The following is a 23,402-nucleotide window of genomic DNA, read 5'->3' on the forward strand; positions in this document are numbered from 1 at the left end:
GGCAAAGAAAAGTAGGTGCCGCCCCGCACAGGGGCGACGCGTGAAGTGAGCTAACAAAACGCGGATGCCAGCGAAAAAGCAAAAGCAAAAAAAGCAGAGGCAAAAAGCAAAAAGCAAAAGCAAAGGCAAAAACAAAAGCAAAACCCGACCACCGCGCCGCAAACGTGTATAACCGTTTAAACAGCGCCCCCGCACTAATGCAGCATGCATAAACACTCAGCGAATCGCGCCGCATGCGCCACCGGCCTCGAACGGAGTTGCTCACGATGAACGCCAGCCAAGACCGCCAGATCGACACCAACGACACCAACGACGCCGCCACCCAACTTACCCGCGAGCGCCTGGCAAACGCCCGTTTGCGAAAACTGATCGACGCACATTCCAGAATCGCCGCTGCAAAACTCGACCTTGACCGCTTTCTGTCGCTCGTCACCGACTCGCTGCTCGAACTCGTGCCTGCCGCACATGGCTCCGTCGTCGAATGGGTCGATGGCGACGAAATGGTCTATCGCGCGTGCAGCGGCACCATCGCGCACCACATCGGCTTGCGCCTCAAGCGCGACGGCAGCCTGTCGGGACTCTGCTCGGTCGAAAAGCATCTGCTGTACAGCAGCGACACATCGGACGATCCGCGCGTCGACGCCGCCGCGTGCAAGCGCGTGGGCGCGACGTCGATGGTCGTCGCGCCGCTGCTCTATCAGTCGGAAGTGGCGGGCGTCGTGAAGCTGATGGCGAGCCGCACCGACGCCTTTTCCGCCGACGACATCGAAACGCTCGAACGGATCACCTCGCTCGTCGCGTCAGGCATGGCGCATCAACGCGTGTTCGCGGAGAACCGCGCGCTGATCGAACAGAACACCATCACGATCGCCCGGCTGCGTACCGAGATCAGCCTGCGCGAAGCCGCCGACAGCAAGCTCGAAGCATCGCTGCGCCGCCGCCGTCTGGTGCTCGACACGACGCACGACGCGTTCGTGTGCACCGACGCCGACGGCGTCATCATCGAATGGAACGATGCCGCAACGCGCACCTTCGGCTATGCGCGCGACGCGATGATGGGACGCCCGATGCTCGACGCGCTGTTCCCGGCGCGCTGCAAGGCGCACTATGCCGAACTGGACGTGTTCAACAGCGCACCGGAACAGAGCGTGGATGCACCCTTGCATCGAAGCCGCACCGAACTGGTCGCGCAGCGCATCGACGGCAGCGAGTTTCCGGCTGAACTGTCCGTGTGCCCCGTGCAGTTCGACGGACATACCGAACTCGCCTATTTCATTCGCGACGTCACCGAGCGCTTCAACGCACGCGAACTCGACAAGCGCTTTCGCGTGCTGGTCGACGCGATCAAGGACTATGCGATCACGATGCTCGACGCCCAAGGTCACATCATGACGTGGAGCGCGGGCTCGACGCAGGTGATGGGCTACCTGCCGCATGAAGTAATCGGCCAGCCGGCTTCCCTCTTCTACACGCCCGAAGACATCGCGACGGGCCGGCCGCAACGCGATCTCGAACTCGCCGCGCGCGAAGGCCGCGTCGAAATGGAAGAGTGGCGCGTGCGCAAGAACGGCACGATCTTCTGGGCCAACATCATCACGACGGCACTGCGCGATCCGAACGGCGCGCTGCAAGGCTTCGCGAAGATCACACGCGACATGTCGCGGCGCCGGCGCCTCGAAGAACTCGAAGCGTCGAGCCAGCGCATGAGCCAGTTCCTCGCGCTGCTCGGCCACGAACTGCGCAATCCTCTCGCGCCGCTACGCAATGCCGTCAGCATGCTGCAACTGAAGACGGCCGATCACCAGGCTTTCGTGCCCGAGCATGAGCTGATCGACCGGCAGTTGTCACATCTGACGCGCCTCGTCGACGATCTGCTCGACGCCGGACGTGTGACCCTCGGACGCGTGCAGATCGAGCCGAAGCCAGTGTCGATGCAGGCCATCGCGCAACTGAGCATCGAAGGCAGCGCGCCGTTGCTCGCGGCGCGCAACCAGACACTCGATGTGATGCTGCCCGACACGCCGATGACGATCGAAGGCGATCTCACGCGGATGGTGCAGGTCGTGCAGAACCTGCTGAACAACGCATCGAAATTCAGTCCGGCAGGCGCGTCGATCAGCTTGCAGGTGTTTCGCTCGGGCCGTCTGCTCGCGATCCGCATCCACGATTCCGGGCGCGGCATCGATCCCGATGCGATCGACGCGATCTTCAATCTGTTCGTGCAGGAAACGCCAACTGAAGAACAGGCCGACAAGAGCGGTCTCGGCATCGGGCTGACGCTGGCGCGCGCCATCGTCGATCTGCACGGCGGTCATATCGAAGCGCACAGCGAAGGCCGCGGCAAAGGCAGCGTGTTCACCGTGTGGCTGCCCGAGTTCAGTGATGCGATCGCCGCCGAAACCGTGCGCGAGGACGAGCCTGCGCCCTCGCAACCCGTCGATCTGAAGGTGATGGTGGTCGACGACAACGTCGATTCCGCTGACAGCATGGCGACGCTCGTGCAGGTGCTCGGCCACGAAGCGCACGCGGTATATGACGGCGCGGCCGCCATCGAGCTGGCGCAGACGCTGCAGCCGCATCTCGTGCTGCTCGACCTGTCGATGCCGAAGATGACGGGCTTCGAAGCGTTGCCGCATATCCGCAAGGCGCTTGCGGCACCGGGCGCCGTCATCGCCGCAATGACGGGGCTCGGCACCAGTGAAGACCGCGCGAAAACCGAGGCGGCGGGCTTCGATCTGCACCTGACCAAACCCGTCGATCTCCCGGAACTGGAGAGCGTGTTGCGGATTGCCGTCGCGCACGTGCCCCACTGAGGCGCACGACCATCCTCACGCTTACTGATCCTTCCGAAAACTCAAGAAGCCAATCCTGGGGACGTTAGCGAGGACAGTCACTTCATTCGAGGATCGAACGTGGATACAGTCAACCCTGAACTCATTGCGCGGCTCGTGCGGATCAATCCTGTCGTCATCGTCAATGGCGAGACGTCGCGCTCGCTGCGTTATCACGGCAAGCGCAACGTGCGTGCGCTGATGGGCTTTCTCGGCACGCATCGCGATATGCGCGCGCTCGTCTACAGTCATTCGGCGAGCGGCCGGCAGACGTGGCTCGACGTGCAGACGGGACGCGTGTCGCAGTTGCCGGTGTTGCTGCCGAGCTGAGCGGCGCGCAACAGCGGCGGGCCGCCAGTGCGCCTGCGGATGACCGGTTACGCAGGCGTGAAGACGATCGCCCCACGGTTTTCCGCCTGGGCAAACACTCTCGTGAAGCGGTACGTCTGCCCGTCGATGCTGAGATGGTTGAGGCCCGACTGGGTCGCCACCAGGATCGCGTCCGACAGTTCACGATGAATGGTCCCGCAGCTCGCCCATTCCTCTTTGGGCGCGCTCACGTCGCCAAGATACAGCCTTGCGTCTTCGACGCCTGTGCGCAGCATGATCAGGCTGAGCGCCTTGTCGAGCGCACGCTCGAGATATTCGGATAACGTCGAGAGTGCTTCCACGTCCGGTGGGAGTCTGGCGGAGTTCGTAGTCATTTTTGCCCCGTGCTTTAGCGCGGTCGCGCCTTTACAGCATACAGCCCGCATTCTCCTCTGCACAGCCCGCGCAGTGACGCAAAAAAACCGGCACGCATTTCCAATGCGCCTGTAACCCGGGACATCCTCCGCCAGCACGTACGCCTCCCATCTTTCGCAGCGCCTGTAGAAAACGATTAACCTCCCGCACACCGATCCGCCCCGCGTAGAAAGCGTTGTCGCGCCGCATATCCCGGAAAATACGTACTAGTCAGGCAGCGATAAACCGCCTATTCTTGGAAAAACGTTTTCCAAACGTGACGGAAACATGCCCGCGCCGCCGCCCCGGCGCGACGCATCCCGCACCGGCGCTCGTCGCCGGCCATGAATAAAGACGCGGCGCGACGAGCGATGCCGCGAATGGAGACATACATGCAATCTGCCGTCGTCGGCGTCGTGCGCTCTGCCAGCCGCTTCCGCTGGACCGTCTGCGCGCTGCTATTCTTCGCGACCGTCATCAACTACATGGACCGGCAGATTCTCGGTCTGCTCGCCCCCGTGCTCCAGCACGAAATCGGCTGGACGCAGGTGCAGTACGGCCGCATCGTGATCGCCTTCTCCGCGTTCTATGCAATCGGCCTGCTGGGCTTCGGGCGCATCGTCGACTGGCTCGGCACGCGCATTTCCTACGCGGCCGCGATGCTGGTGTGGAGCATCGCCGCGATGCTGCACGCGGCCGTCGGCTCGGTAACGGGCTTCGCGATGGTGCGTGCGCTGCTCGGCATCGGCGAAGGCGGCAACTTCCCATCCGCGATCAAGACCACGGCCGAATGGTTTCCGCGCCGCGAACGCGCGCTCGCAACGGGCATCTTCAACTCGGGCGCGAACATCGGCGCGGTGTTCGCGCCCGCGATCATTCCGCCTCTCGCCGTGCTGTACGGCTGGCGCGCGGCGTTCGTGATCATCGGCGCGATCGGCATCGTGTGGCTGGCCGTGTGGCTCGTCGTCTACCGTCCCGCCGACCGCAGCGCGCAAGACGAAGCCTTCGACGATACGCGCGACGACGCCGACTCGCTCGACGCCCGCAACGCGAACGCCCCCGCGCCCGGCTGGGGCCAGTTGATCCGCAAGCGCGAAACGTGGGCGTTCCTGATCGGCAAGTTCCTGACCGACCCCGTCTGGTGGTTCTACCTGTTCTGGCTGCCGAAGTGGCTCAACGAGTCGCGCGGCATGGACATGCAGCACATCGGCTTGCCGCTCGTCGTCATCTATGCGATCACGACGGTCGGCAGCATCGGCGGGGGCTGGATTTCATCGACGCTGCTGCGCAAGGGCTGGAGCGTGAATGCCGCGCGCAAGACGGCGATGCTGATCTGCGCATGCTGCGTGCTGCCCATCGCGTTCGTGTCGCAGGTGGACAATCTGTGGGTTGCCGTCGGCATCGTCGGTCTCGCGGCGGCTGCGCACCAGGGCTGGTCGGCGAATCTGTTCACGACGGCATCCGACCTGTTCCCGCGCCGCGCGCTCGGCGCCGTGGTCGGTATCGGCGGGATGGCGGGTTCGGTCGGCGGCGTGCTGTTCTCGGAAGTGATCGGCCAGGTGCTGCAGCGTACGGGGCACTACTGGGTGCTGTTCGCGATCGGCGCGCTCGCCTACCTCGTTGCGCTCGTCGTCATGCACCTGCTGACGCCGCGCATGGCGCCCGCGAAGCTCGATGCCTGATCATGCATGCCGCGCCGCGTTGCGCGGCGCGCGTACGAACGCGAGATGCGCGAATGGCGCGAGTCGATCTTCAGCCGCGAGCGGCCGTCGACTCGCGCACGATCAGCCGCGGCTCGAACATCGAATGTCCGGCTTCCGCGTGGCCCGCGAGTCCGTCGATCAGCTTCTGCATCGCCAGTTCGCCCATTTTCTCGCTTTGAATGTCGACGGTTGTCAGGGCAGGCGCGGCGTACTCGCCATACGGCACGTTGTCGATGCCCGTCACGGAGACGTCGCGCGGCAGCTTGAAACCGAGCGACGCCGCCTCTTTCATGAAGCCGAGCGCGATCAGATCGTTGTAGCAGATCACCGCCTGCGGCCGCTGCGGCCCGAGCATCACGCGCGAGCAGGCCTGCTCGCCGGCCTGCGCGGTAGGCGCATGGGCGTCGTGCACGTCGAGCGTCAGGCCGGCTTCGTCGAGACATTCACGCGCGCCGCGAATCCGCTCGTCGTTGATGCGCGCCTGGCCGAAGCCGAGATACGCAATATGCCTGTGCCCGAGGTTCAGCAGATGACGCGCGAGCATGTAGGTGGCGAGCCGGTTGTCGATACCGACGCTCGGAATCGGCAGGCCCGGACTGCGCCGCAACAGCACGAGCGGCTTGTTGAGTTCAAGCATCCATTGCGATTCTTCGTCGGGCATCCGCGAGTTGACGATCAGACCGTCGACGCGTTGCGCCAGCGCCTCGATCAGCGAACGCTCGCGCGCCTGATTTTCTTCGGTGTCGACGAGCAGCAGCGTGTAGTCGTGTTGCAGCGCGACGCGGTTCGCGCCCTTCACGACATTCGTGAAGTGCGGGTTGCTGATGTCGAGGATCGCGAGGCCGATGGTGCGCGTGCGGCCCGTGATCATCGAGCGCGCGAGCGGGTTCGAGCGATAGCCGAGCCGCTCGATCGCTTCCTTGAGCCGCGCTTCGACGGCAGGAGAAAAACGCTGCGCGCCGTTGATGTACTTCGAAACGGTCGCGACAGACACGCCCGCGTCGCTAGCGACATCGCGAATGGTGGGGGAAACTTTTTTCATCCGGAAGGTAACGTTTTCTTTTGCCGTAACCCGATTGTCGCAGAAAAGCTCTGCAATGAAGCTTGATAGCGGCCCTCTCGCGGCTTGATGAGTACGCCGATTGACGCACAACCCGCGTCGCATTTATATTTGGAAAACGTTTTCCTTATTTTTGGCTATTTCGAAGGATTAGCAATGAACGAGACACCTGCTGGGTCGCACAAGCCGTTCCGCCGCCTGCTGCTGACGGGCGCGGGCGGCAATCTGGGCCGCCAGTTGCGCGATGCACTGGCCGCCTGGGCCGACGTCGTGCGCGTGAGCGACATCGTCCCGGTGAGCGCCGCGGCTGCGCACGAGGAAGCGAGCGTCGTCGATCTGGCGGACCGCGACGCCGTGATGCGCATGGTCGAAGGCGTCGATGCGATCGTGCACCTGGGCGGCATTTCGATCGACGCGCCGTTCGACGATCTGATCGAAGCGAACATCCGCGGCACGTACAACCTGTACGAAGCCGCCCGCAAACATGGCGTGAAGCGCGTCGTGTTCGCCAGCTCGAACCACGCAATCGGTTTTCATCCCGTCACCGAAGTGCTCGACGCCGATGCGCCGCAACGTCCCGACAGCCTGTACGGCGTGACGAAGTGCTTCGGCGAATCGCTGTCGCGCTACTACTTCGACCGCTTCGGCATCGAGACCGTGTGCCTGCGCATCGGCTCGTCGTTCGAAGAACCGAAGAATCCGCGCATGCTCGTCACGTACCTGAGCTATCGCGACTTCATCGAACTCGTGCGTTGCTCGCTGTTCACGAACCGTGTCGGCCACGCGGTGGTTTATGGCGCGTCGGACAACCCCATCAAGTGGTGGGACAACACGAAGGCGAATTTTCTCGGCTTCCGTCCGCGCGACAGCTCCACGCAGTTCTCGGACCGCTTCCCCGTCACGTCGCCGACAGCCGAATACGACGACCCGGCCCAACGCTTCCAGGGCGGCGCGTTCGTGCTCGGCGAACCGATGGAACGCAGCGCCTGAGCAGGCGCTGCCCGCCGCAATCGCGCCGCAAATGCGGCAAAAACGCTCCACATCACGCGCGATGCAGCCCCATTGCCTGCATCGCGCGCGTGACGCCAACACCATTCGCCGGCGAATTTTTTTTCGCAGCGGCAATGCATTGCCCGCACAGTTTCGCAACGTGTACCATGTGGCCTAGGGCAAAACCCTTGGAGATGATCATGGACAGGCATGCAGTACATTACCGGCGCCACGTCATCATCCCACTTGCGTCCGTGGGCACTCGCGGCTATGCAGCCAGCGTGTTCGTCACCGGCCCGAACGGACGGCGTAAGGCCTTTGGCATCCTCGGCTACTTTTCTTCCGAGGAAGAGGCGATCGAGTACGCGACGTCGTGCGCAAAAGCCCGCATCGAAGGCAACCGGATGCCGGGTTTGCCGCGCAAGCTCGGTGCTGTCAGGCACTGGTTTCTGCGCCATGGCATGCGCCGCCAACAGGGACTGTTCGCAGCGAATCCCTGGGAATGATCAGACGTTAGTTGTGCAATCAACGCGCCGTCAGCCGCGCGCGTTCTCGACACGCAAATCAAACCGAAGCGTTCGATAATCGGAGAAGCTTCGACTCGCTGCGTTTCACGCGCATGAGGGTCGTTGTCCCTTTTGGGAAGTGCGATTCTCTGATTGTTGCTCGCCTGTTTCCACGCGCCAGGCGTGCCATTTGCTGGCATTTGTCTGACCTAAAACCGCGAGCCGGCGATGATCGAGGCTCGCGTCGATCGAACGACCGTCAGTATGATGACTACCCGAAAGATTTTGATGATTTTCGCCGGGCTCGTGCTCGGCGCGGCCTTGACCACGTACCTGATGCTGCTTCAGGCGGACCGCCGTGCAACGGCCGAAGCCAGGGCCGGCATGGACGAAAGCGTGCGCCCCGCCGCCGTCGATTCGCGTACGAGCGAAAATCATATGACGGAAGGCAGCATCGGCCAGTCGACGCCGCCCCGCGCAATCACGAAGAGTGCCGCCGTCGCACAGCAGCCCGTTGCGCCTGCACCCGTCCCTGCTCCGGCGGCGCCCGCGCCGATGAAACCCACGCCTACGCCCAGCGTTGCCGTCACGCAAAGCACTGAGCAAGCGAAGCCGGCGCCTTCGACGGCCGTCGCATCGGTGAACGTGCAGGACACGGGCGCGCCGAAAGTGGTGCCCGCACCGCGTGCGCAGCGCGGACGTGAGAGTCTGGACCGCCGCGCGGCAACCAGTCAGGGCCCGACGCCGGAAACCGAGGAACTCGTCCGCGAATCGGCGAAGCTCGATCCTTCGTTGCCGCCTCCCACGTCGATGCCGACGCAAACGCCTTCCACGGCAAGCACCGACTCACGCAGCGCGTCTCGCGGTGCGTATCAGACCGGGGCCGCGCAAACAGACCAGTTGGTGCGCGATTCGGCGAAACTCGATCCTTCGCTGCCGCCGCCGAACATGTCGGCCGTTCGCGCTGCGACCGAACAGCAGCAACGGGCGATGAAACCGGGCGCTGGATCGAACCCTGTCGCCGCAGCGGCGACGGACCAACTGGTCCGCGATTCCGCCAGGCTCGATCCCTCGCTGCCGCCGCCGAAGTAACGCGGATTGTTCGCGCAAGACAAAACGGCGCCGCTGCGCTCGCAGCGGCGCCTTTGCATGTCGCTTTCGTCCGATCAATAGTGGCTTAAACGGGGAAGTCCGTGGACGCCGACAGCGTCTTCCAGGCTTCCGTTTCCGTCGTCACGTACTCGTTTTTCTCCGCGACCGCCTTCAGCGTATCGGTGCCGAGCGCAAGCCGCAGCGGCGGCGTTTGTGCATCGACGAGCGTGACGAGGGCCGTCGCCAGCTTCTGCGGATCGCCGGGCTGGTTGTGATTCATTCCGACCGCGAAGCGGCGCACGTTGCCCGACGTCTCATCGTAGTCGCCGATGATTTCCTTGCCGACAACCAGCGACGACCCATCCAGAAAGTCCGTGCGGAAGTAGCCCGGCTCGACGACCGTCGCGTGAATGCCGAGCGGCTTCAACTCCGCGTGCAACGCTTCCGTGATGCCTTCGACAGCGAACTTCGTCGAGCAATACACGCCAAAGCCCGCCCCCGAGCGATAACCGCCAATCGACGACATGTTGATCACATGCCCCGAGCGCTGCTTGCGCATGACGGGCAGCACGGCGCGCGTCACATTCAGCAGACCAAAGACGTTGGTGTCGTACATGCGGCGCACGTCGGCGTCGCTCGATTCCTCGACAGCTGCCAGCAGGCCGAAGCCCGCATTGTTGATCAGCACGTCGATCCGGCCGAACTTCTCGACGGCGGCTTCGACGGCGGCTTTCGCCTGCGCTTCGCTGGTCACGTCGAGGGCGACGGGCAGCAAGGCCGGCGACTCGCCGAGCCGCTCGACAATCGCAGCGGCATTACGGCCCGTGGCGACGACGGCATTGCCGTCGGCCAGCGCCGCTTCGGCCATCAGCGCGCCCAGACCGCGCGAAGCGCCCGTGATGAACCAGACGCGCTTGAACTGTTGTTTCGTGACGTTGCTCATGATCGTGATCCTTCGTTCGTGGTGAGAGTGAAACGAAGAATAGGCCGTCCGATTCGCACAAACTAGCCGCACATTGCTAGACTGATAATCAACTTTTATTTGCTAATTGGAACCCGCCGATGAACGAGGTCCGCGCCATTTCGATCTTCGTCCGCGCCGCCGCCGTCGGCAGCCTGCGCAAGGCCGCCGTCGATCAGGGCATCTCGCCTCAGGCGGCCAGTCACGCCGTGATGCAACTGGAGAAGTCGCTCGGCGTGCGGCTGTTTCATCGGACCACGCGCAAGCTGAGTCTGACGGAGGAAGGACAGCGACTGCTGCACAGCGTCGAGCCGGCGCTCGCCACGCTGTCGTCGGCAATCGACGACGCGCGCCGCGCAAAGGATGAAGTCGCGGGCCCGCTGCGCGTGAGCGCACCGATGGCGCTCGGCCGCGCGGTGCTATGGCCGTCCGCGCTCGAATTCGCCGCGCGCTACCCCGACGTGCAACTGGACGTGCGTTTCGACGATCACTTCACCGATCTCGTCAGCGATCGCGCCGACGTCGGCTTTCGCGGCGGATCGCCGCCGTCGGGCGGCGCGATTGCGCGGCGGCTACTGCCTATCCAGCTGATCGTGTGCGCGTCGCCGGCGTATATCGAACGTCATGGCAAACCGTCGACCGTCGATGAACTCGACGCGCATCGCTGCACGGGATACCGGCGCGCGAACACCGGCAAGCAGGCGCCGTGGGAATTTCTGATGGGCAATGAAATCGTCTATCGCGAGATGGCCACGACGCTGTGCGTGAACGATATCGACGCGGAAACGGACGCGGTGCTGGCGGGTCTCGCAATCGGCCAGCTAGGCAGCTTCTCGGCCGCCGCGCATATTCGCGGCAAACGGCTCGTGCCCTTGCTGACGCAGCACATGACGCAGCGCGAATCGATCTACATCTACTACCGGCATCGCACCGAACAGCCGCTGCGCGTGAGGACCTTCATCGACTTCATGATCGCGCGGCTCGCGGATAACAAAGACTTCTATCTCGAGCCGGCGGAGTTGCGCGCCTGACGCGTTAGCCGCACACGATGATCGAGCGCAACACGAACGCGCGCCAGTCCGCGTGATGCGGACCGGCGCGCGCCGTAGACGAGACCGACGTTACTCCGTCTTGTTACGCGGCTTCAGCTTGCCCTGATAACGCAGCGTCGGACGCACCGTTTCGGCCTGCGGCGTCACCTGCAACTGACGGCGTGCCATCGCGCTAACTGGCGGCGTGATGGAGCCGATCGTCGTGGCGCGAGAAGGATCGGCGAGGCCCGAATTCACGAGCATCTTCGCTTCCATCTGCAGGTTGGTCAGCAACACGGGATCGGTCAACGCACTGCTTTGCGCAAGCAGCTGGCTCCACGCGTTGTCGCCGTAGTTCGTCACGTAGTAATCGAGCCCGCTCGGGTCCGCGACCACGGCCGAGCAACCGTTGACGCGCACCTGCATCTGCGTGTCCTTCAGCGCAACCGTCTTGCGCCGTGCGAGACCCTCGCCATAGGCGAGCGTCAACGGCACCGTCCATTGAATGCCCGGATACAGATTCTGGTTCGGATACGGCGACTGCCTGAGCGTGACGACCGTCTGATTGCTCGTGAGATCGCATTGGGTATCGAGCGACACCAGCGGCACGCCCGTTTGCCGCACGAAGCTGTCGCCGATCGCCACCATCGGCTCGCCGCTCACCTTCGCCAGCTCGTCCCACAGACGCTTCGGCGTCGAGTTGCCGAGAGAGTAATCGGCGAGATACGACTGCAGCCCCCTGCGCATCACGCCATCGCCGAGATAGTTCTCCAGCATCTTCAGCACGATGCCGCCCTTGTCGTACGTGAACGGGCTCGCGCTCAACACGAAGTCGTTCGATGCCCAGTCGTTGAAGTTCGGCTGCACCGGGAACGACGTGTTGCGCAGGTCGCGCGACATCACCGCGTACTTGGTCCTCACCTCGTCGACCCAGCTGAAGCGATCGGGGAAGAACAGAATTTTCGTCTTGTTCTCGAAGTACGTCGCGAACGATTCGTTCATCCACACGTCGTCCCACCAGTCGAGCGTCACGAGATCGCCGAACCACTGGTGCGCGGCCTCGTGCGTCAGCACCGTCACGCCATAGTCGGACATCGGCGTGCCGGGCGGCGGGAGAATGTCGTCGGCGAATTCGAGAATGGCGCCCCAGTTCTCCATCCCGCCGAAGTTCAGGTCCTTCTGTTCCTTGAACGCATCGTTCGCGGCGATCGTGTCGAACTTCGTCAGCGGCAGCGGGATGCCCGTATAGCGGTAGTAGTAATCGAGCGCCTGCTTGGTCTGCTGCATCGCCGGGACGGCCCAGTCGCGCATGCCAGGCGGCGTGAAAATCCGCAGGTGCAGATTCTTGCCATCCTTCAGCGGACTCGTGAAGTCGTCTTCGAGCGTATCGAACATACCGCCGCCGAAGAACAGCAGATACTGCGGCATGGGCGGCGTCTTGTCGAACGTGACGCGCTTGTAGCCGCTGTCCACGTTGACGGACGGTTTCTCCGCGGCATTCGACACGACACGCCAGTTCTGCGGCACTTCCGCCGACACCTCATAGGTCATGCGGAAAGCCGGTTCGTCCCAGCCCGGGAACCATTGGCGCCCGAGGTTGGTTTCGCCTTGCGTGAGGATCGCGCCGCTCGTGGTGCCGTCCGTCGACTTCAGATCGACGCGGAACACGCCTTCCGCCGCGGAGCAGCCCGGATACGGATCGTCGCCGCAACTGCCGCCCGTTTTCGTGGCGGGATCGTCGTAGGTCTTGAAGTTGATGATGCCCGACCACTCCATATGCAGCGAGTAGTTGCCGGGATGAATCTGGCCGCTGACGGGCCGCAGCTGATAGAAGTCGCCGTCGTCCTGCGGCGTTGCGATCAGCTGGATATTGCCTGGCTGCAGTGTCGTCTTGCCGTTGACGAACTTGATGCGATGCCCGGCAATGACGATCTGATTGATGTTCTTCGTGACCTGGATCTCGACATCCGCGCGGCCGTCGAACGCGGAGAGATCTGCGTTAGGCCGGAACCACAGCTTGTAGTTGATCGGCTTCACGGTGTCGGGCAACTCGACGGGCGGCACCGACTTGTTGATCGACGTATCGGCGACGACGGGCGACTCCGGCGCCGCCAGCACAGGTTGCGACGCCGGTGCGGTTGCGCCCACCTGTGCAGACTTGCTCGACGTTACGCCTCCATCGTCTCCACCACCACATGCACTCAATGCCACTGTCGCAGCCAACAACAGGCACTGCGCCTTTAACCGAAAATATGGTCGCATGATTCGTCCTATCGGATAAAGCAGCTCTGGAAATGTGTGGTTATGCGTCTCTTTTTATTATTAAAAATCGCGAAAAAAGGTCTCCCCCACGCGCGTTAAGGCGAATGAAAGATTTTTCAATAAACAGACGAAAACCGGCCTCAGCCGAATTCGCTGATATTTACATTGTTGAAACGTGAACTAGAGAAAAAATTACGGCATGAAACCGACGCGCAACGGACGTCACGCGCAAGGCTCGCAGGGCCGACACGCGCGCGATAATGATTTGATGCGCCCGTTTCGAATGACTGTCAGCTTACGATGGACGGTAGATTAGTTGGGCAAACGTCAGCGTGTCAACGCCCATTACAAAATATTTCTCGAATATTTCGACTATGCGTGATGAGTGAAATCGATTTGGAGTCAACGCTGCTATTGGAATTTATTTTGCATAAACGGACCTACGGGTTTTCCATAAAGACATAAGCCGACAAACGCATTATTTGCTGAACGGCCAATTCGGTGGAAAAGGCATATTAAAGAAATGCCTTCCAACGAATGACATGTCGACCAATTGATCAGGAATGCCATTCGAATGGCAATGTGCAGTGATGTTTCGGAGCACGGATTTGCGAACGGTTCGCATGCTATATTTATCCGACGATTACAACCTCGTTCCTGCGACCACGATGTGAAGAGGTTCTCATCTATCCGCCAATCGGCTGTCATGGGGCGCGGCTTCACCCCGATGGTCGCACTCGTCGTCGCGATAGTGTGCGGGGCGTGCGTGATCGCCGCCGCTGCCTGGTGGGCGGGTCACGAAGATCAGGCCGCCATTCGCGAACGCGAAAACCTGATCGCCAGCGACATGGTCGAATCGATCGACCGCATTCTCGACAACGTCACGTCACGCCGGAAACAGGAACTGTCGGCGCTGCCAGGACAGCCCTGCCCCAACGTCGAGCTTCGCCTCTCCGAACTGGAAACCTACGTTCAGTACGTGCGCAGCGTGAACCTCGTCGAGAACCAGCGGCTTTATTGCTCCTCGGCGATGGGACGTGTCGACGTCGCGCTTTCCGACTATCTGTCGCCCGCGCCTGCCGGCAACACGCTCGAGTTGATCGCAGGCACGCCGAATCAGCCGCAGTCGCCCGTGATGCCGCTGTATGTTCCGACGGGCAAGCACACCGGCCTGCTCTACATCGTCGAGGCCACCTATCTCGCGGACACGCTCGCGCACGGCGTGCGTTACGAAGCGGGCCAGGTGGTGCTCGTCGTGTCGAACGCGCGCGCCTTGAACGACCGGGGAGACATGATTTCAGCCGACAGCGCCGCCGCATTGGGCGGCACGCGCGCGGCGTCGGCACGCTGGTCGTTCTCGATCGTCGTGGTAGCCGCGCCGGCATTCGTCACGCAAACGCACTGGAAATACGCTTTGGTCGCGGGCGCGGCGGCCATTCTGGTGAACCTGCTGATCGGCGCCGCGTACCTGATCGTGTTTGCGCCGCGCCGCCTGCTGCTTTCCTCCGTACGCCGCGCGCTCAGGCATGGGCAATTGCATATCGCGTATCAACCCGTGGTCGACATCGCTACGCGCCGCGTGACGGGCGTCGAGGCGCTGATACGCTGGACGCATCCGAAATGGGGCCCCGTGAGCCCGAGTGCGTTCATGACGGAAGTGGAAAGCAGCAGCCTGCTAGCGAGCGTCACCCGCTTTGCGCTGCAACGCGCGACCCAGGAGGTCGCGCAAAAGACGGACATCCGCCCATTGCGCGTCGCCATCAACGTCGCGCCTATGGATCTGGAGCGCAAGGATTTCGTCGCAGACGTGCTGGCCGCGAACGACCAGTTGCCCGACGACATCACGCTCGTGCTCGAAGTCACCGAGCGCTTTCTGCTGCAGAAGCATCCGCGTATCGAGGCGATCTTCGACAGCCTGAAGGCGCAAGGTGTCCAGTTCGCGATCGACGACTTCGGCACGCAGCACAGCAACCTCGATCTGCTCGGCCGCTTCCCGTTCGACTACGTGAAAATCGACGGCCAGTTCGTGCGGCAAGTCGACAAGCAGGGCCGCGAACTGATACGCGCGATCGCCGCCGTGTCGAAGCACTACGGAATGGAAGTCATTGCCGAAGGCGTCGAAACGCAGTCGCAGCATGAAGCGCTGCGCAGCCTGGGCATTCCGTTCGGTCAAGGCTACTTCTACCAGCGGCCCGTGCCCGTCTCGCAACTCTTCGCGGATACCAGCACCGACCCGCCCACGACGAAAACACGCGTCACGCCTTGAGCTTTTCAGGCATGACGCGTGCGTTGAACGCTCACAGCCCGAGGTCGCTCAAGCTGGGGTGATCGTCGGGACGGCGGCCCAGCGGCCAGTGGAACTTACGCTCCGACTCCTTGATCGGCATGTCGTTGATGCAGGCAAAGCGGCGTTGCATCAGGCCGTCTTCGCCGAACTCCCAGTTCTCGTTGCCGTACGAACGAAACCAGTTGCCCGCGTCGTCGCGCCATTCATACGCGTAGCGCACCGCGATCCGATTGCCGCCGAACGCCCACAACTCCTTGATCAGCCGATATTCGAATTCCTTGCGCCATTTGCGCTCCAGAAAAGCCTGCGCTTCAGCGCGATTGTTTGCGAACTCCGTGCGGTTGCGCCACTTCGTATCCAGCGAATAGGCCAGCGCGACTTTCGCCGCATCGCGCGAATTCCAGCCGTCTTCCGCGAGGCGCACTTTCTCTTTGGCCGTTTCCAGCGTGAACGGCGGAAGCGGCGGGCGAATTTCCTGTTGTTGCGACGACATGTCGACTCTCCTTGAACGAGGTATGTTGCCGTGATGCAGGTTCTTGCGGGCAGAAAATCAGAATGGTTTAGTCGGCAGGTACTTGCCGTTGAGCGTGATGATTGCGCGCTCGCCGCCTTCGGGGTCCGGCACCTTCTGAATATCGAGCTTGAAGTTGATCGCGCTGATGATGCCGTCGCCGAACTGCTCGTGAACCAGCGCCTTCAACGTCGTGCCGTACACCTGCACCATTTCGTAGAAGCGGTAGATGGTCGGATCGGTCGGCACGCCTCCGGGAATGCTGCCACGCAAGGGAATGGTTTGCAGCAGACGGACCGCGTCGTCGTCGAGTCCGAGACGTTCGGCAACCAGCTTCGCGGCTTGCTCCGGCAGTGCGTGCTGGCCGAGCAGCGCGGCCGTCGTGTACGCGACGCTCAAGCCCGTGCCTTCATTGATTGCTTCGAAGGTCAGGTCCTTGCGCGTCTTGGCGTCGATGATGGTTTCCGTCAGGGTTTCGCGTGCGTACTGGGTGGTTTGCGATTGGGTCATGGTGTTGCTCCTTCAATGGATGAGACAGGGAACGACGACGAGGAAAAATCAGAATGCTGCGACGCATGCTTCACGCGTTCGCGTTGACATCCGGATGGTCGGACAGCGAAACGAATTGACGTGTCGTGCTGTCGAGCGCATCGATGGAACCGGATTCGATGTCATAGACCCAGCCATGCAGTTTCAGGCGGCCTTGCGCGAGCGCCAGCGCCACGGACGGATGCGTCTTGAGATTGTTGAGTTGCGCGATCACGTTCTCACGCACCATCGAGTCGATGCGTTCACGCTCGTCTGCATGCTCGCGCGATTCGTTGACGAGCTTCGCCGAATCGGCGTAGCGCAGCCAGTTTGCGACGGCGGGCATGTGATCGAGACACTTGCACGTCGCCACGGCCGTCATCGCACCGCAATCAGAATGGCCGCAGATCACGACGTCGGTGACGCCTAGCGCGGCCACCGCGTACTCGACCGTGGCCGACACGCCGCCCGGTTCCGGCCCGAACGAAGGCACGATGTTGCCAGCATTGCGGATCACGAACAGGTCGCCCGGTTCGCGCTGCGTGACAAGTTCGGGGACCATCCGGCTGTCCGAACACGAAATGAATAGCGTTCGCGGCGTCTGACTGGTCGCCAGCTTGCGGAACAACTCTTTGCGCGCCGGAAAGACGTCGCGCTGAAATTTCAGAAAGCCGTCGATGATCTCTTGCATGATTCGCTCCATTCAGTCGCCGAGCGCGCTGGGTTGAGTTGCGCTGCGTTGGACAAAGAATGGACGCGAACTGCCATAGTGTCCAAGATCGGTTTACGATTGTGGCTATAGGCATAACCAATAGTTACCCGAGAGGGGCAGACATGCTGCTACGTCACATCCGTTACTTCATAGCCGTCGCACAGCATCGCAATTTCACGCGCGCGGCTGAGGCTTTACACGTGTCGCAGCCGACGCTGTCGCAGCAGATCAGGCAGCTCGAGGACACATTGGGCGTGCCGCTGCTGGACCGTTCCGGGCGCGAAATACAGCTGACCGACGCGGGCGTGGCCTATATGCGTTACGCGCAGCGCGCGTTGCAGGATCTCGATGAAGGAAAACGCGCGATACACGACGTCCAGGAACTGACACGCGGCTCACTGCGCCTCGCCATGACGCCGACGTTCACCGCATATTTGACCGGTCCGCTGCTCGAGAAGTACTACCAGCGTTATCCAGACATCACGTTGAACATCCTCGAAATGCCTCAGGAACGGATGGAGGTCATGTTGATCGAAGGCGCACTCGACGTCGGCATTGCATTCGACGAAACGCATTCCCCCGACATCGAGGCTCAGGTGCTTTTCGTCGAAGCGCTGGCGATGGTGGTCGGCAGGTCGCACGCTTACGCAAAGAAACGTACTGCGCTGACGCTTCGCGAGTTCGGTGGCGAGTCGCTCGTGCTGCTCAACGAAGAGTTTGCGACACGCCGCTACATCGACAGGTATTGCCGTCAGCATGGCGTCGCGCCTCGCATCGCGATGGAAGTCAACTCGATCAGCGCAGTCATTGAAGTCGTGCAGCGAACCACGCTCGCGACGCTGTTGCCAGACGCGATCGCACGTGAGCGCGACAAGCTATGCATGCTCAAACTCGAGCCCACCCTGCCGAAGCGAACGGCGGCGCTGCTGTTGCGTAAAGGTGCGTATCGAAGCGCGGCGACACGGGCTTTCATCGCGCTCGCGTTGGAGGAAAGCGCGGCCGGTGGGAGTCGTTGACGGGTGAGGACGGCTCCGTAGAGCGCAAACAGTCCGGAGGATGCGTATGTCGGCTGCAAGCTGGTTTGCGGCCCATTCGCGAACCGGCGCTGGCGAATCGCACTTTTCGCTGTCGATGAATGCGACTTCCGGACCGATAAGAGACAACGATCTTTCTACAAAGCGGCCGCCAGATTCGTCGACGTTACTCGCTCACACAAATGCCAGCGAGCAGCCATTGATGACCTCAACGACCGCTCGGCAAGGAGTTTTCTAATTGCTGTTATCGGCCATGATGAGTCACCCGTCCAGCGCCACACCTGAATAGCGCGAACCCGGATGGGTCGTTCACCCGGCGGTGCTTTCGTTGCTCCCGGCCACCAGTTGAGCCGGCAGCGGGAAATCGATCACGGTGTCGTTGATCCGGTTCACCAGGTTTCCAAAGGTGATGGAAGCGATCGCCAGAGACACGCCGATCACCTGATGTTCGCTGTAACCAGCCGCGCGAAACGCATCCAGTTCAGCAGCGGAAAGCGTGCCCCGTGTTTCGACAAGGACCCGAACGAACCGTACCAGCGCATCTCGCCTCGCGTCACCTGTAGGCTTTCCAGCGCGGACTTGAGTGATCACCTCTTGAGACAGGCCCGAGAATTTGCCTTTCAGCGCGTGAGCGGCCACACAGTAATCGCAGCCCGAAAGCTCGCTGACGACCAGCTTGAGCGTTTCGATATCCGCGTCTGACAGTTCGCTTCGAGTCACCGCCGCGTCGACAGCGAATATGGCCTGAAGTCCATCAGGACTGTGGGTGCCGATCGTCGCAAATGCATTGGGAACTTTACCTACCCTTTTTTTGAGCTTCGCGAATACCTCTGCGGTTGCGCCAGTCGCGGTTTCAAGCGTGGCGGTAGTAAGACGGGACATGCTATTTCCTTTGATGGTTCTGTTTAACGGCCATAAATCGCGTAGTGCCCAGGTGACTACGGCGAAGAACTTAAGATGGTGCATGCCGGAACTGTTGTACTGGATGTGCAACCGGTTGCCGACGCATCACGTGTGAATGGAACAATGAAGCCCTGCTCAACGCTGAGGCGCTTCTCGGTTTCTGGCCGCAGCAACGGTGGGAACGAGAACCGCGAAAACGACGATTGCCAAAGCAACGATAAACAGTCCGGCAAACGTCAGATGAACCGACTGATGCAAGGCCAGGCGAATGGCGGCAAAGTTGTCCGTGCTGCCGGGTGCTGACTCGATCACCTTGCGCAGTTGATCGGAAGTGACGGCGCCAAGCGTCTTCGAATGAGCCAGTCCGTAGTTGAGCAAGGCGCCGAAGACGGTCGCGCCGAGCGTGCTTCCAAGATTGCGCGAGAACAGGTTTGAGGCGGTAGCGCTGCCACGCTGCGACTTGTCGACCTGCTCCTGGATGAGGACGAGTGAAGTGACGCTGAGCGCGCCCATTCCAAAGCCCATGACCAGCGATCCGATAGCGGCCATAAGCGGCGCGCTATGCGGGGTCAACGAGACGAAGATCATCGCGCCCACCGGGATCACTGCGCTTCCACCGATCAACAGCTTGCGCAGATCGAACCGGTGAAAGGAGCGGGCGGAAAGCGTGGCGCCCAGCGGCCAGCCCACCATGACCATGGTTAGCGCAAAGCCTGCGACCACCGGCGTGCGATGCAGCACCCCCTGAACATACATCGGCAGGAAAGTTGTCAGCCCCATCAAGGCCATGCCGGAGAAAACCGTCGCGAGGTTGGTCATCGCAATGGGCCTATGCCCCCACAGGCTAAACGAGATCATCGGGTCCGGGCTTCGCCGCTCCTGCCAGACAAACAGCGCTGCGCTTGCGATGAACACGCTGCCGCTGAGCATCGCGTGCGTATAGTCCGCTGTACTCAGGTTCGTCAAACCGATCATGAGCGCAGCGATGGCGGCGGTAAAGAGAACCGCACCGCCGATATCGATGGACGGCCGGGCGTCTCTTTCCTTTTCATGCAGGAACAGGACAAATCCTGCGGCTGAAATCAATCCGATGGGGATGTTGATCCAGAAGATCCACGCCCACGAAAAGTCACGGACAATCAATCCGCCGATCATGGGTCCGAGGACGGCCGCCGTCGCCCACACGCTGGCCAGATAGCCCTGAACCTTTCCACGCTCTTTGACCGGATAGAGGTCGCCGACGATGGTCAGCGTGACCGGCTGTATTGAACCGGCGCCGATCCCCTGAATGAGCCTGAAGACGATCATCGCAGGCATCGACCACGCGAAGCCGGCCAGCAGCGAACCGACCAGGAAAATGACAATACCCGTCAGCATGATTCGCTTGCGACCAAAGATATCCGCGAGCTTGCCAAAGACCACCGTCATCGCGGTCTGCGTCAGCAAAAACGACGAGAAAACCCAGCTATATAAATGCAGTCCGCCGAGTTTCGTCACGATCTGCGGCATGGCGGTCGAGACGATTGTCGCTTCGATGGCGACCATCGCCAGCGAGGCCATCACGGCTGCGATGACAAGTGGCCTGGATGTCTCCGATCGGGACGACAGGTTGTCCAACATTGTGTTCATGATGTTCCTGCTTAAATGGCAACGGTTCAGGACATGATCCGCGCGTCACCGATGTCGATAGACTTGGCAAACCGCCTGTCCCAGATAAGCGGGAATCTCCGGATGGCCTGGACTCAACTCTAGGGCCGAGCTGCCCCTTTTCTCCTGCCCGAAAGATTCAAAAATCTGCTCAGGCGACTCAACCGGATATCTGCCGAGATCGAGCGACATGGGGGCAGATTATCCAGGCGGAGCGAATGATCGTTTCATCATCCGGCGTGCGAATGGGCAGGCCCGCTTCACGCCGTCGATGGAGGCTCAGTCTGCAGCCGTGCGACGACCGGACGCCTCCGAACCGCTGCCGGCTCCACCCTGGCTGCCAGCCGCGGCCTTCTGCGCTGCAACCCGCGCCTCTGCCGCCTGGATTTGAGTCGGGTAGGTAACGTCTTCGCCGCGAGACTGGTCGTAGCCGGCTTTCTGAAGCGCGACGAGTTCGGCGCGAACCTGTGCACGCGTCAATCCCCCTGACTGCGCTGCCACAACGACAGGTTGCTGGTCCGGCACTTGTGCATCAGCAGCGGCAAAAGCGGGGAGCGAAAAGACGGCGGCAACGACGAAAGCGGCAATGATTCTGATGTTCATGATGTTCTCGATCAGGAAAGGTGAAAGCGCTGGTTCGCCATTGAGCGTGCGATCAGCTGCATCTGTCCCAGCGCATGCAGGGTCGGAGGGATGTGCGGCCGGTTTTCTGAAAACTGGCTGCACACACTGGCGTGCTTCAGAAGGGCCTGGTCGGCAGATACTTGCCGTCGAGCGTGATAACTGCGCGCTCGCCACCGTCCGGATCCGGGACCTTCTTGACGTCGAGCTTGAAGTTGATCGCGCTGATGATGCCGTCGCCAAACTGTTCGTGGACGAGCGCCTTCAACGTCGTGCCGTAGATCTGGACCATTTCGTAGAAGCGATAGATCGTTGGATCTGTCGGTACCCCGCCCGGGATGCTGCCGCGCAGCGGAATGGTCTGAAGAAGACGCGCTTGCTGATCTGATAGATCCAGGCGCCCAGCGACGACTTTGGCCGCATCCGTGGGCAAAGGATGCTGGCCGAGCAGGGCTGCCGTCATAAACGCGATGCTCAGCCCCGTGCCTTCGGTCAGTTGCTGAAACGTCAGCCCTTTACGCGCCTTTGCATCGATGATCGTGTCGGCGAGGGCGAGGCGGGAGTCCTGGCTGTATTGCGATTGAGTCATGTTCGTTCCTTCGGATCAGGTGAAGTTTGGGTCCCGGCTTCGCGTGCTTGCCGGGAACCTATGAACGAAGAATGAGCCAGTCCAGCTATAGCGTCCAAGACCGATTTGTTCTTGTCACGATTGGTAAAACGAATAGTTCAGACGCCGCCCCTTTTCTGCCAGCAACGGTGCAGCGCGTTACGGGATATTCCTTCGCAGCACGCGTGGCACCCTTCGAATCAACGCGTACGCGCCCCAGGCAGCGCCTGCACTGATTCACGCAGTGATTTGCAGTCCGTTTCTACGTTGCCACGAGAGGTCGCCATGAAGGAAATCATTAAAGGGTTTTTGAAATTCAGCGGGACGTTTTTCCCGAGCGAGCGGCCCTGTTCAGGAAGCTCGCTACGTCACGGTCTCCTAGGGCGTTATTCGTGACATGTTCGGATAGCCGCTTCGTTCCCGTCAGACGTTGGAATGTAGTACGCGACCAGCAACGCGACGAGATTTCCCGGCGAGGTGAGCGAGATCGCGTGGAGTTCTTGCGAGGTTCTCTATACCAGCGAGGTCGATCCCAGCAGACGGAATATCCGTCTGCGTCCAGTTCTGGTTAGACCTGCGCCAAACCGCCGTCGACAAACACTTCACTGCCGGTCATAAAGCTGCTCTCGTCCGACGCAAGAAATAGCGCCACGGCAGCGGTTTCGTCCGGATCAGCTATTCGCCCAAGCGGCGTCTGCACTTTCAATGCGCCGATCAGCGCATCGAGTTGAGCGCCCGAGACAAGGCTCTCCATCAAACCCGGCGTTGCCGTCGCACCGGGAGACAGCACATTCACGCGGATTCCGGAGTCCTTCAGATCGAGCGCCCAGCTGCGCGCAAAGTTGCGGATTGCCGCTTTCGTTGCGCTGTAGACGCTGAACGCCGGCGTCCCCTTCGAACCTGTCGTTGAGCCGGTCAGGATGATCGAAGCACCCGCGCTCATCAGCGGCAACGCCTTCTGAACTGTGAACAGCGTTCCTTTCACGTTGACGTCGAACGTAAGATCGAATTGCTCTTCTGTGATAGCTCCAAGCGGCGCCAGCGAGCCCAGCCCGGCGTTCGCGAACAGCACGTCAAGGTGCCCCTTTTCCGCCTGCACAGCAGCAAAAATCCGGTCGAGATCATCGAGCTTTGACACGTCGCCCTGCAGCGCCCGCACGTTGTGCCCGATGTTCGCTACAGCCTTGTCAAGCTCGCTTTGACGCCGCCCCGTGACAAACACGAACGCCCCCTCCTCGACGAAACGCTTTGCGCTCGCCAGCCCGATGCCACTGTTTCCTCCCGTTACCAGTACAACCTTTCCGGTCAGCCTGCCCATCTGCGTACTCCTTACAAAATATCGATTGCGGCTCGACATCCTAGACCTTCACTCTACTTGTGGCTAGTATGAACC

The 23,402-nt window shown here is 61.5% G+C and carries 21 protein-coding genes and 3 pseudogenes; 10 read left to right on the forward strand and 14 right to left on the reverse strand.

Annotated features, from left to right (window positions below):
- Positions 1-265, reverse strand: a pseudogene (locus KFO72_RS16640) (hypothetical protein); the annotation flags it as partial.
- Between the two features lies 1 nt (position 266).
- On the opposite strand from KFO72_RS16640, the gene KFO72_RS16645 reads away from it, so the two are divergent.
- Together KFO72_RS16645 and KFO72_RS16650 are read left to right on the forward strand one after the other, a co-directional pair.
- On the forward strand, positions 267-2,813 hold the full coding sequence (locus KFO72_RS16645; protein WP_176055041.1) for a PAS domain S-box protein: 2,547 nt from the start codon (positions 267-269) through the stop codon (positions 2,811-2,813).
- 99 nt (positions 2,814-2,912) lie between these two features.
- Positions 2,913-3,161, forward strand: a complete 249-nt coding sequence (locus tag KFO72_RS16650; RefSeq protein ID WP_035993779.1) for a hypothetical protein — start codon at positions 2,913-2,915, stop codon at positions 3,159-3,161.
- Positions 3,162-3,208: 47 nt separating this feature from the next.
- On the opposite strand, the gene KFO72_RS16655 is transcribed toward KFO72_RS16650, so the two are convergent.
- Entirely contained in the window at positions 3,209-3,535 is a 327-nt protein-coding gene (locus tag KFO72_RS16655) for a hypothetical protein (RefSeq protein WP_035996093.1), read from the reverse strand.
- A gap of 411 nt (positions 3,536-3,946) precedes the next feature.
- Between KFO72_RS16655 and KFO72_RS16660 the strand changes: the two genes are divergently transcribed.
- On the forward strand, positions 3,947-5,236 hold the full coding sequence (locus tag KFO72_RS16660; RefSeq protein WP_054930831.1) for an MFS transporter: 1,290 nt from the start codon (positions 3,947-3,949) through the stop codon (positions 5,234-5,236).
- Positions 5,237-5,306: 70 nt separating this feature from the next.
- On the opposite strand, the gene KFO72_RS16665 is transcribed toward KFO72_RS16660, so the two are convergent.
- Positions 5,307-6,356 (reverse strand): LacI family DNA-binding transcriptional regulator, encoded by a 1,050-nt coding sequence (locus KFO72_RS16665; protein WP_082670562.1) that lies wholly within the window; start codon positions 6,354-6,356, stop codon positions 5,307-5,309.
- Positions 6,357-6,473: 117 nt separating this feature from the next.
- Between KFO72_RS16665 and KFO72_RS16670 the strand changes: the two genes are divergently transcribed.
- A complete protein-coding gene (locus KFO72_RS16670; protein WP_060608573.1) occupies positions 6,474-7,307 on the forward strand; it encodes an NAD-dependent epimerase/dehydratase family protein in 834 nt (277 codons plus the stop codon).
- Between the two features lie 52 nt (positions 7,308-7,359).
- Here the strand turns inward: KFO72_RS16670 and KFO72_RS16675 are convergent, their stop codons facing one another.
- The gene (locus KFO72_RS16675) at positions 7,360-7,509 is read right to left on the reverse strand and encodes a hypothetical protein (protein ID WP_176957065.1); all 150 of its coding nucleotides are present in this window, start codon (positions 7,507-7,509) and stop codon (positions 7,360-7,362) included.
- On the opposite strand from KFO72_RS16675, the gene KFO72_RS16680 reads away from it, so the two are divergent.
- Both KFO72_RS16680 and KFO72_RS16685 read left to right on the forward strand, forming a co-directional pair.
- Positions 7,508-7,813: a hypothetical protein gene (locus KFO72_RS16680; RefSeq protein ID WP_035996092.1), complete on the forward strand. Its 306-nt coding sequence runs from the start codon at positions 7,508-7,510 to the stop codon at positions 7,811-7,813. The genes KFO72_RS16675 and KFO72_RS16680 overlap by 2 nt on opposite strands.
- A 264-nt stretch (positions 7,814-8,077) precedes the next feature.
- On the forward strand, positions 8,078-8,905 hold the full coding sequence (locus KFO72_RS16685; RefSeq protein ID WP_225032621.1) for a hypothetical protein: 828 nt from the start codon (positions 8,078-8,080) through the stop codon (positions 8,903-8,905).
- 85 nt (positions 8,906-8,990) lie between these two features.
- Here KFO72_RS16685 and KFO72_RS16690 read toward each other — a convergent pair whose 3' ends face one another.
- The gene (locus KFO72_RS16690) at positions 8,991-9,848 is read right to left on the reverse strand and encodes an oxidoreductase (RefSeq protein WP_225032622.1); all 858 of its coding nucleotides are present in this window, start codon (positions 9,846-9,848) and stop codon (positions 8,991-8,993) included.
- Between the two features lie 119 nt (positions 9,849-9,967).
- On the opposite strand from KFO72_RS16690, the gene KFO72_RS16695 reads away from it, so the two are divergent.
- On the forward strand, positions 9,968-10,897 hold the full coding sequence (locus KFO72_RS16695) for a LysR family transcriptional regulator (protein ID WP_060608576.1): 930 nt from the start codon (positions 9,968-9,970) through the stop codon (positions 10,895-10,897).
- 90 nt (positions 10,898-10,987) lie between these two features.
- Here the strand turns inward: KFO72_RS16695 and KFO72_RS16700 are convergent, their stop codons facing one another.
- A complete protein-coding gene (locus tag KFO72_RS16700; protein ID WP_225032623.1) occupies positions 10,988-13,159 on the reverse strand; it encodes a M1 family metallopeptidase in 2,172 nt (723 codons plus the stop codon).
- A gap of 727 nt (positions 13,160-13,886) precedes the next feature.
- Between KFO72_RS16700 and KFO72_RS16705 the strand changes: the two genes are divergently transcribed.
- Complete coding sequence (locus tag KFO72_RS16705) at positions 13,887-15,425, forward strand: EAL domain-containing protein (protein ID WP_225032624.1); 1,539 nt, start codon at positions 13,887-13,889, stop codon at positions 15,423-15,425.
- Positions 15,426-15,456: 31 nt separating this feature from the next.
- Here the strand turns inward: KFO72_RS16705 and KFO72_RS16710 are convergent, their stop codons facing one another.
- The 3 genes and pseudogenes from KFO72_RS16710 to KFO72_RS16720 form a co-directional block, all read right to left on the reverse strand.
- Positions 15,457-15,939 (reverse strand): DUF1348 family protein, encoded by a 483-nt coding sequence (locus tag KFO72_RS16710; RefSeq protein ID WP_054930817.1) that lies wholly within the window; start codon positions 15,937-15,939, stop codon positions 15,457-15,459.
- Positions 15,940-15,996: 57 nt separating this feature from the next.
- Complete coding sequence (gene cynS / locus KFO72_RS16715) at positions 15,997-16,467, reverse strand: cyanase (RefSeq protein WP_225032625.1); 471 nt, start codon at positions 16,465-16,467, stop codon at positions 15,997-15,999.
- Positions 16,468-16,515: 48 nt separating this feature from the next.
- Positions 16,516-17,176: pseudogene (locus KFO72_RS16720) on the reverse strand (carbonic anhydrase).
- A 143-nt stretch (positions 17,177-17,319) separates the two neighbouring features.
- Between KFO72_RS16720 and cynR the strand changes: the two are divergent.
- Entirely contained in the window at positions 17,320-18,213 is an 894-nt protein-coding gene (cynR, locus tag KFO72_RS16725) for a transcriptional regulator CynR (protein ID WP_054930819.1), read from the forward strand.
- 327 nt (positions 18,214-18,540) lie between these two features.
- Here the strand turns inward: cynR and KFO72_RS16730 are convergent, their stop codons facing one another.
- From KFO72_RS16730 to cynS (KFO72_RS16745), 4 genes are all read right to left on the reverse strand, one after another.
- Entirely contained in the window at positions 18,541-19,113 is a 573-nt protein-coding gene (locus KFO72_RS16730) for a carboxymuconolactone decarboxylase family protein (protein WP_060608580.1), read from the reverse strand.
- Positions 19,114-19,269: 156 nt separating this feature from the next.
- Positions 19,270-20,742 carry an MDR family MFS transporter gene (locus KFO72_RS16735; protein ID WP_054930833.1) on the reverse strand — a complete coding sequence of 491 codons (1,473 nt, stop codon included), beginning with the start codon at positions 20,740-20,742 and terminating at the stop codon, positions 19,270-19,272.
- Positions 20,743-21,060: 318 nt separating this feature from the next.
- The gene (locus tag KFO72_RS16740) at positions 21,061-21,507 is read right to left on the reverse strand and encodes a DUF4148 domain-containing protein (RefSeq protein ID WP_318248480.1); all 447 of its coding nucleotides are present in this window, start codon (positions 21,505-21,507) and stop codon (positions 21,061-21,063) included.
- A 13-nt stretch (positions 21,508-21,520) separates the two neighbouring features.
- Positions 21,521-21,991: a cyanase gene (gene cynS, locus KFO72_RS16745; protein WP_054930822.1), complete on the reverse strand. Its 471-nt coding sequence runs from the start codon at positions 21,989-21,991 to the stop codon at positions 21,521-21,523.
- Positions 21,992-22,294: 303 nt separating this feature from the next.
- Between cynS (KFO72_RS16745) and KFO72_RS16750 the strand changes: the two are divergent.
- A pseudogene (locus KFO72_RS16750) lies at positions 22,295-22,431 on the forward strand (carbonic anhydrase); the annotation flags it as partial.
- Positions 22,432-22,577: 146 nt separating this feature from the next.
- On the opposite strand, the gene KFO72_RS16755 reads toward KFO72_RS16750, so the two are convergent.
- Positions 22,578-23,327, reverse strand: coding sequence for an SDR family NAD(P)-dependent oxidoreductase (locus KFO72_RS16755; RefSeq protein ID WP_054930823.1), 750 nt, complete (start codon positions 23,325-23,327; stop codon positions 22,578-22,580).
- Between the last annotated feature and the right edge of the window lie 75 nt (positions 23,328-23,402).

It is taken from the genome of Paraburkholderia sp. XV, assembly GCF_020177535.1.
GTDB lineage: Bacteria > Pseudomonadota > Gammaproteobacteria > Burkholderiales > Burkholderiaceae > Paraburkholderia > Paraburkholderia caribensis.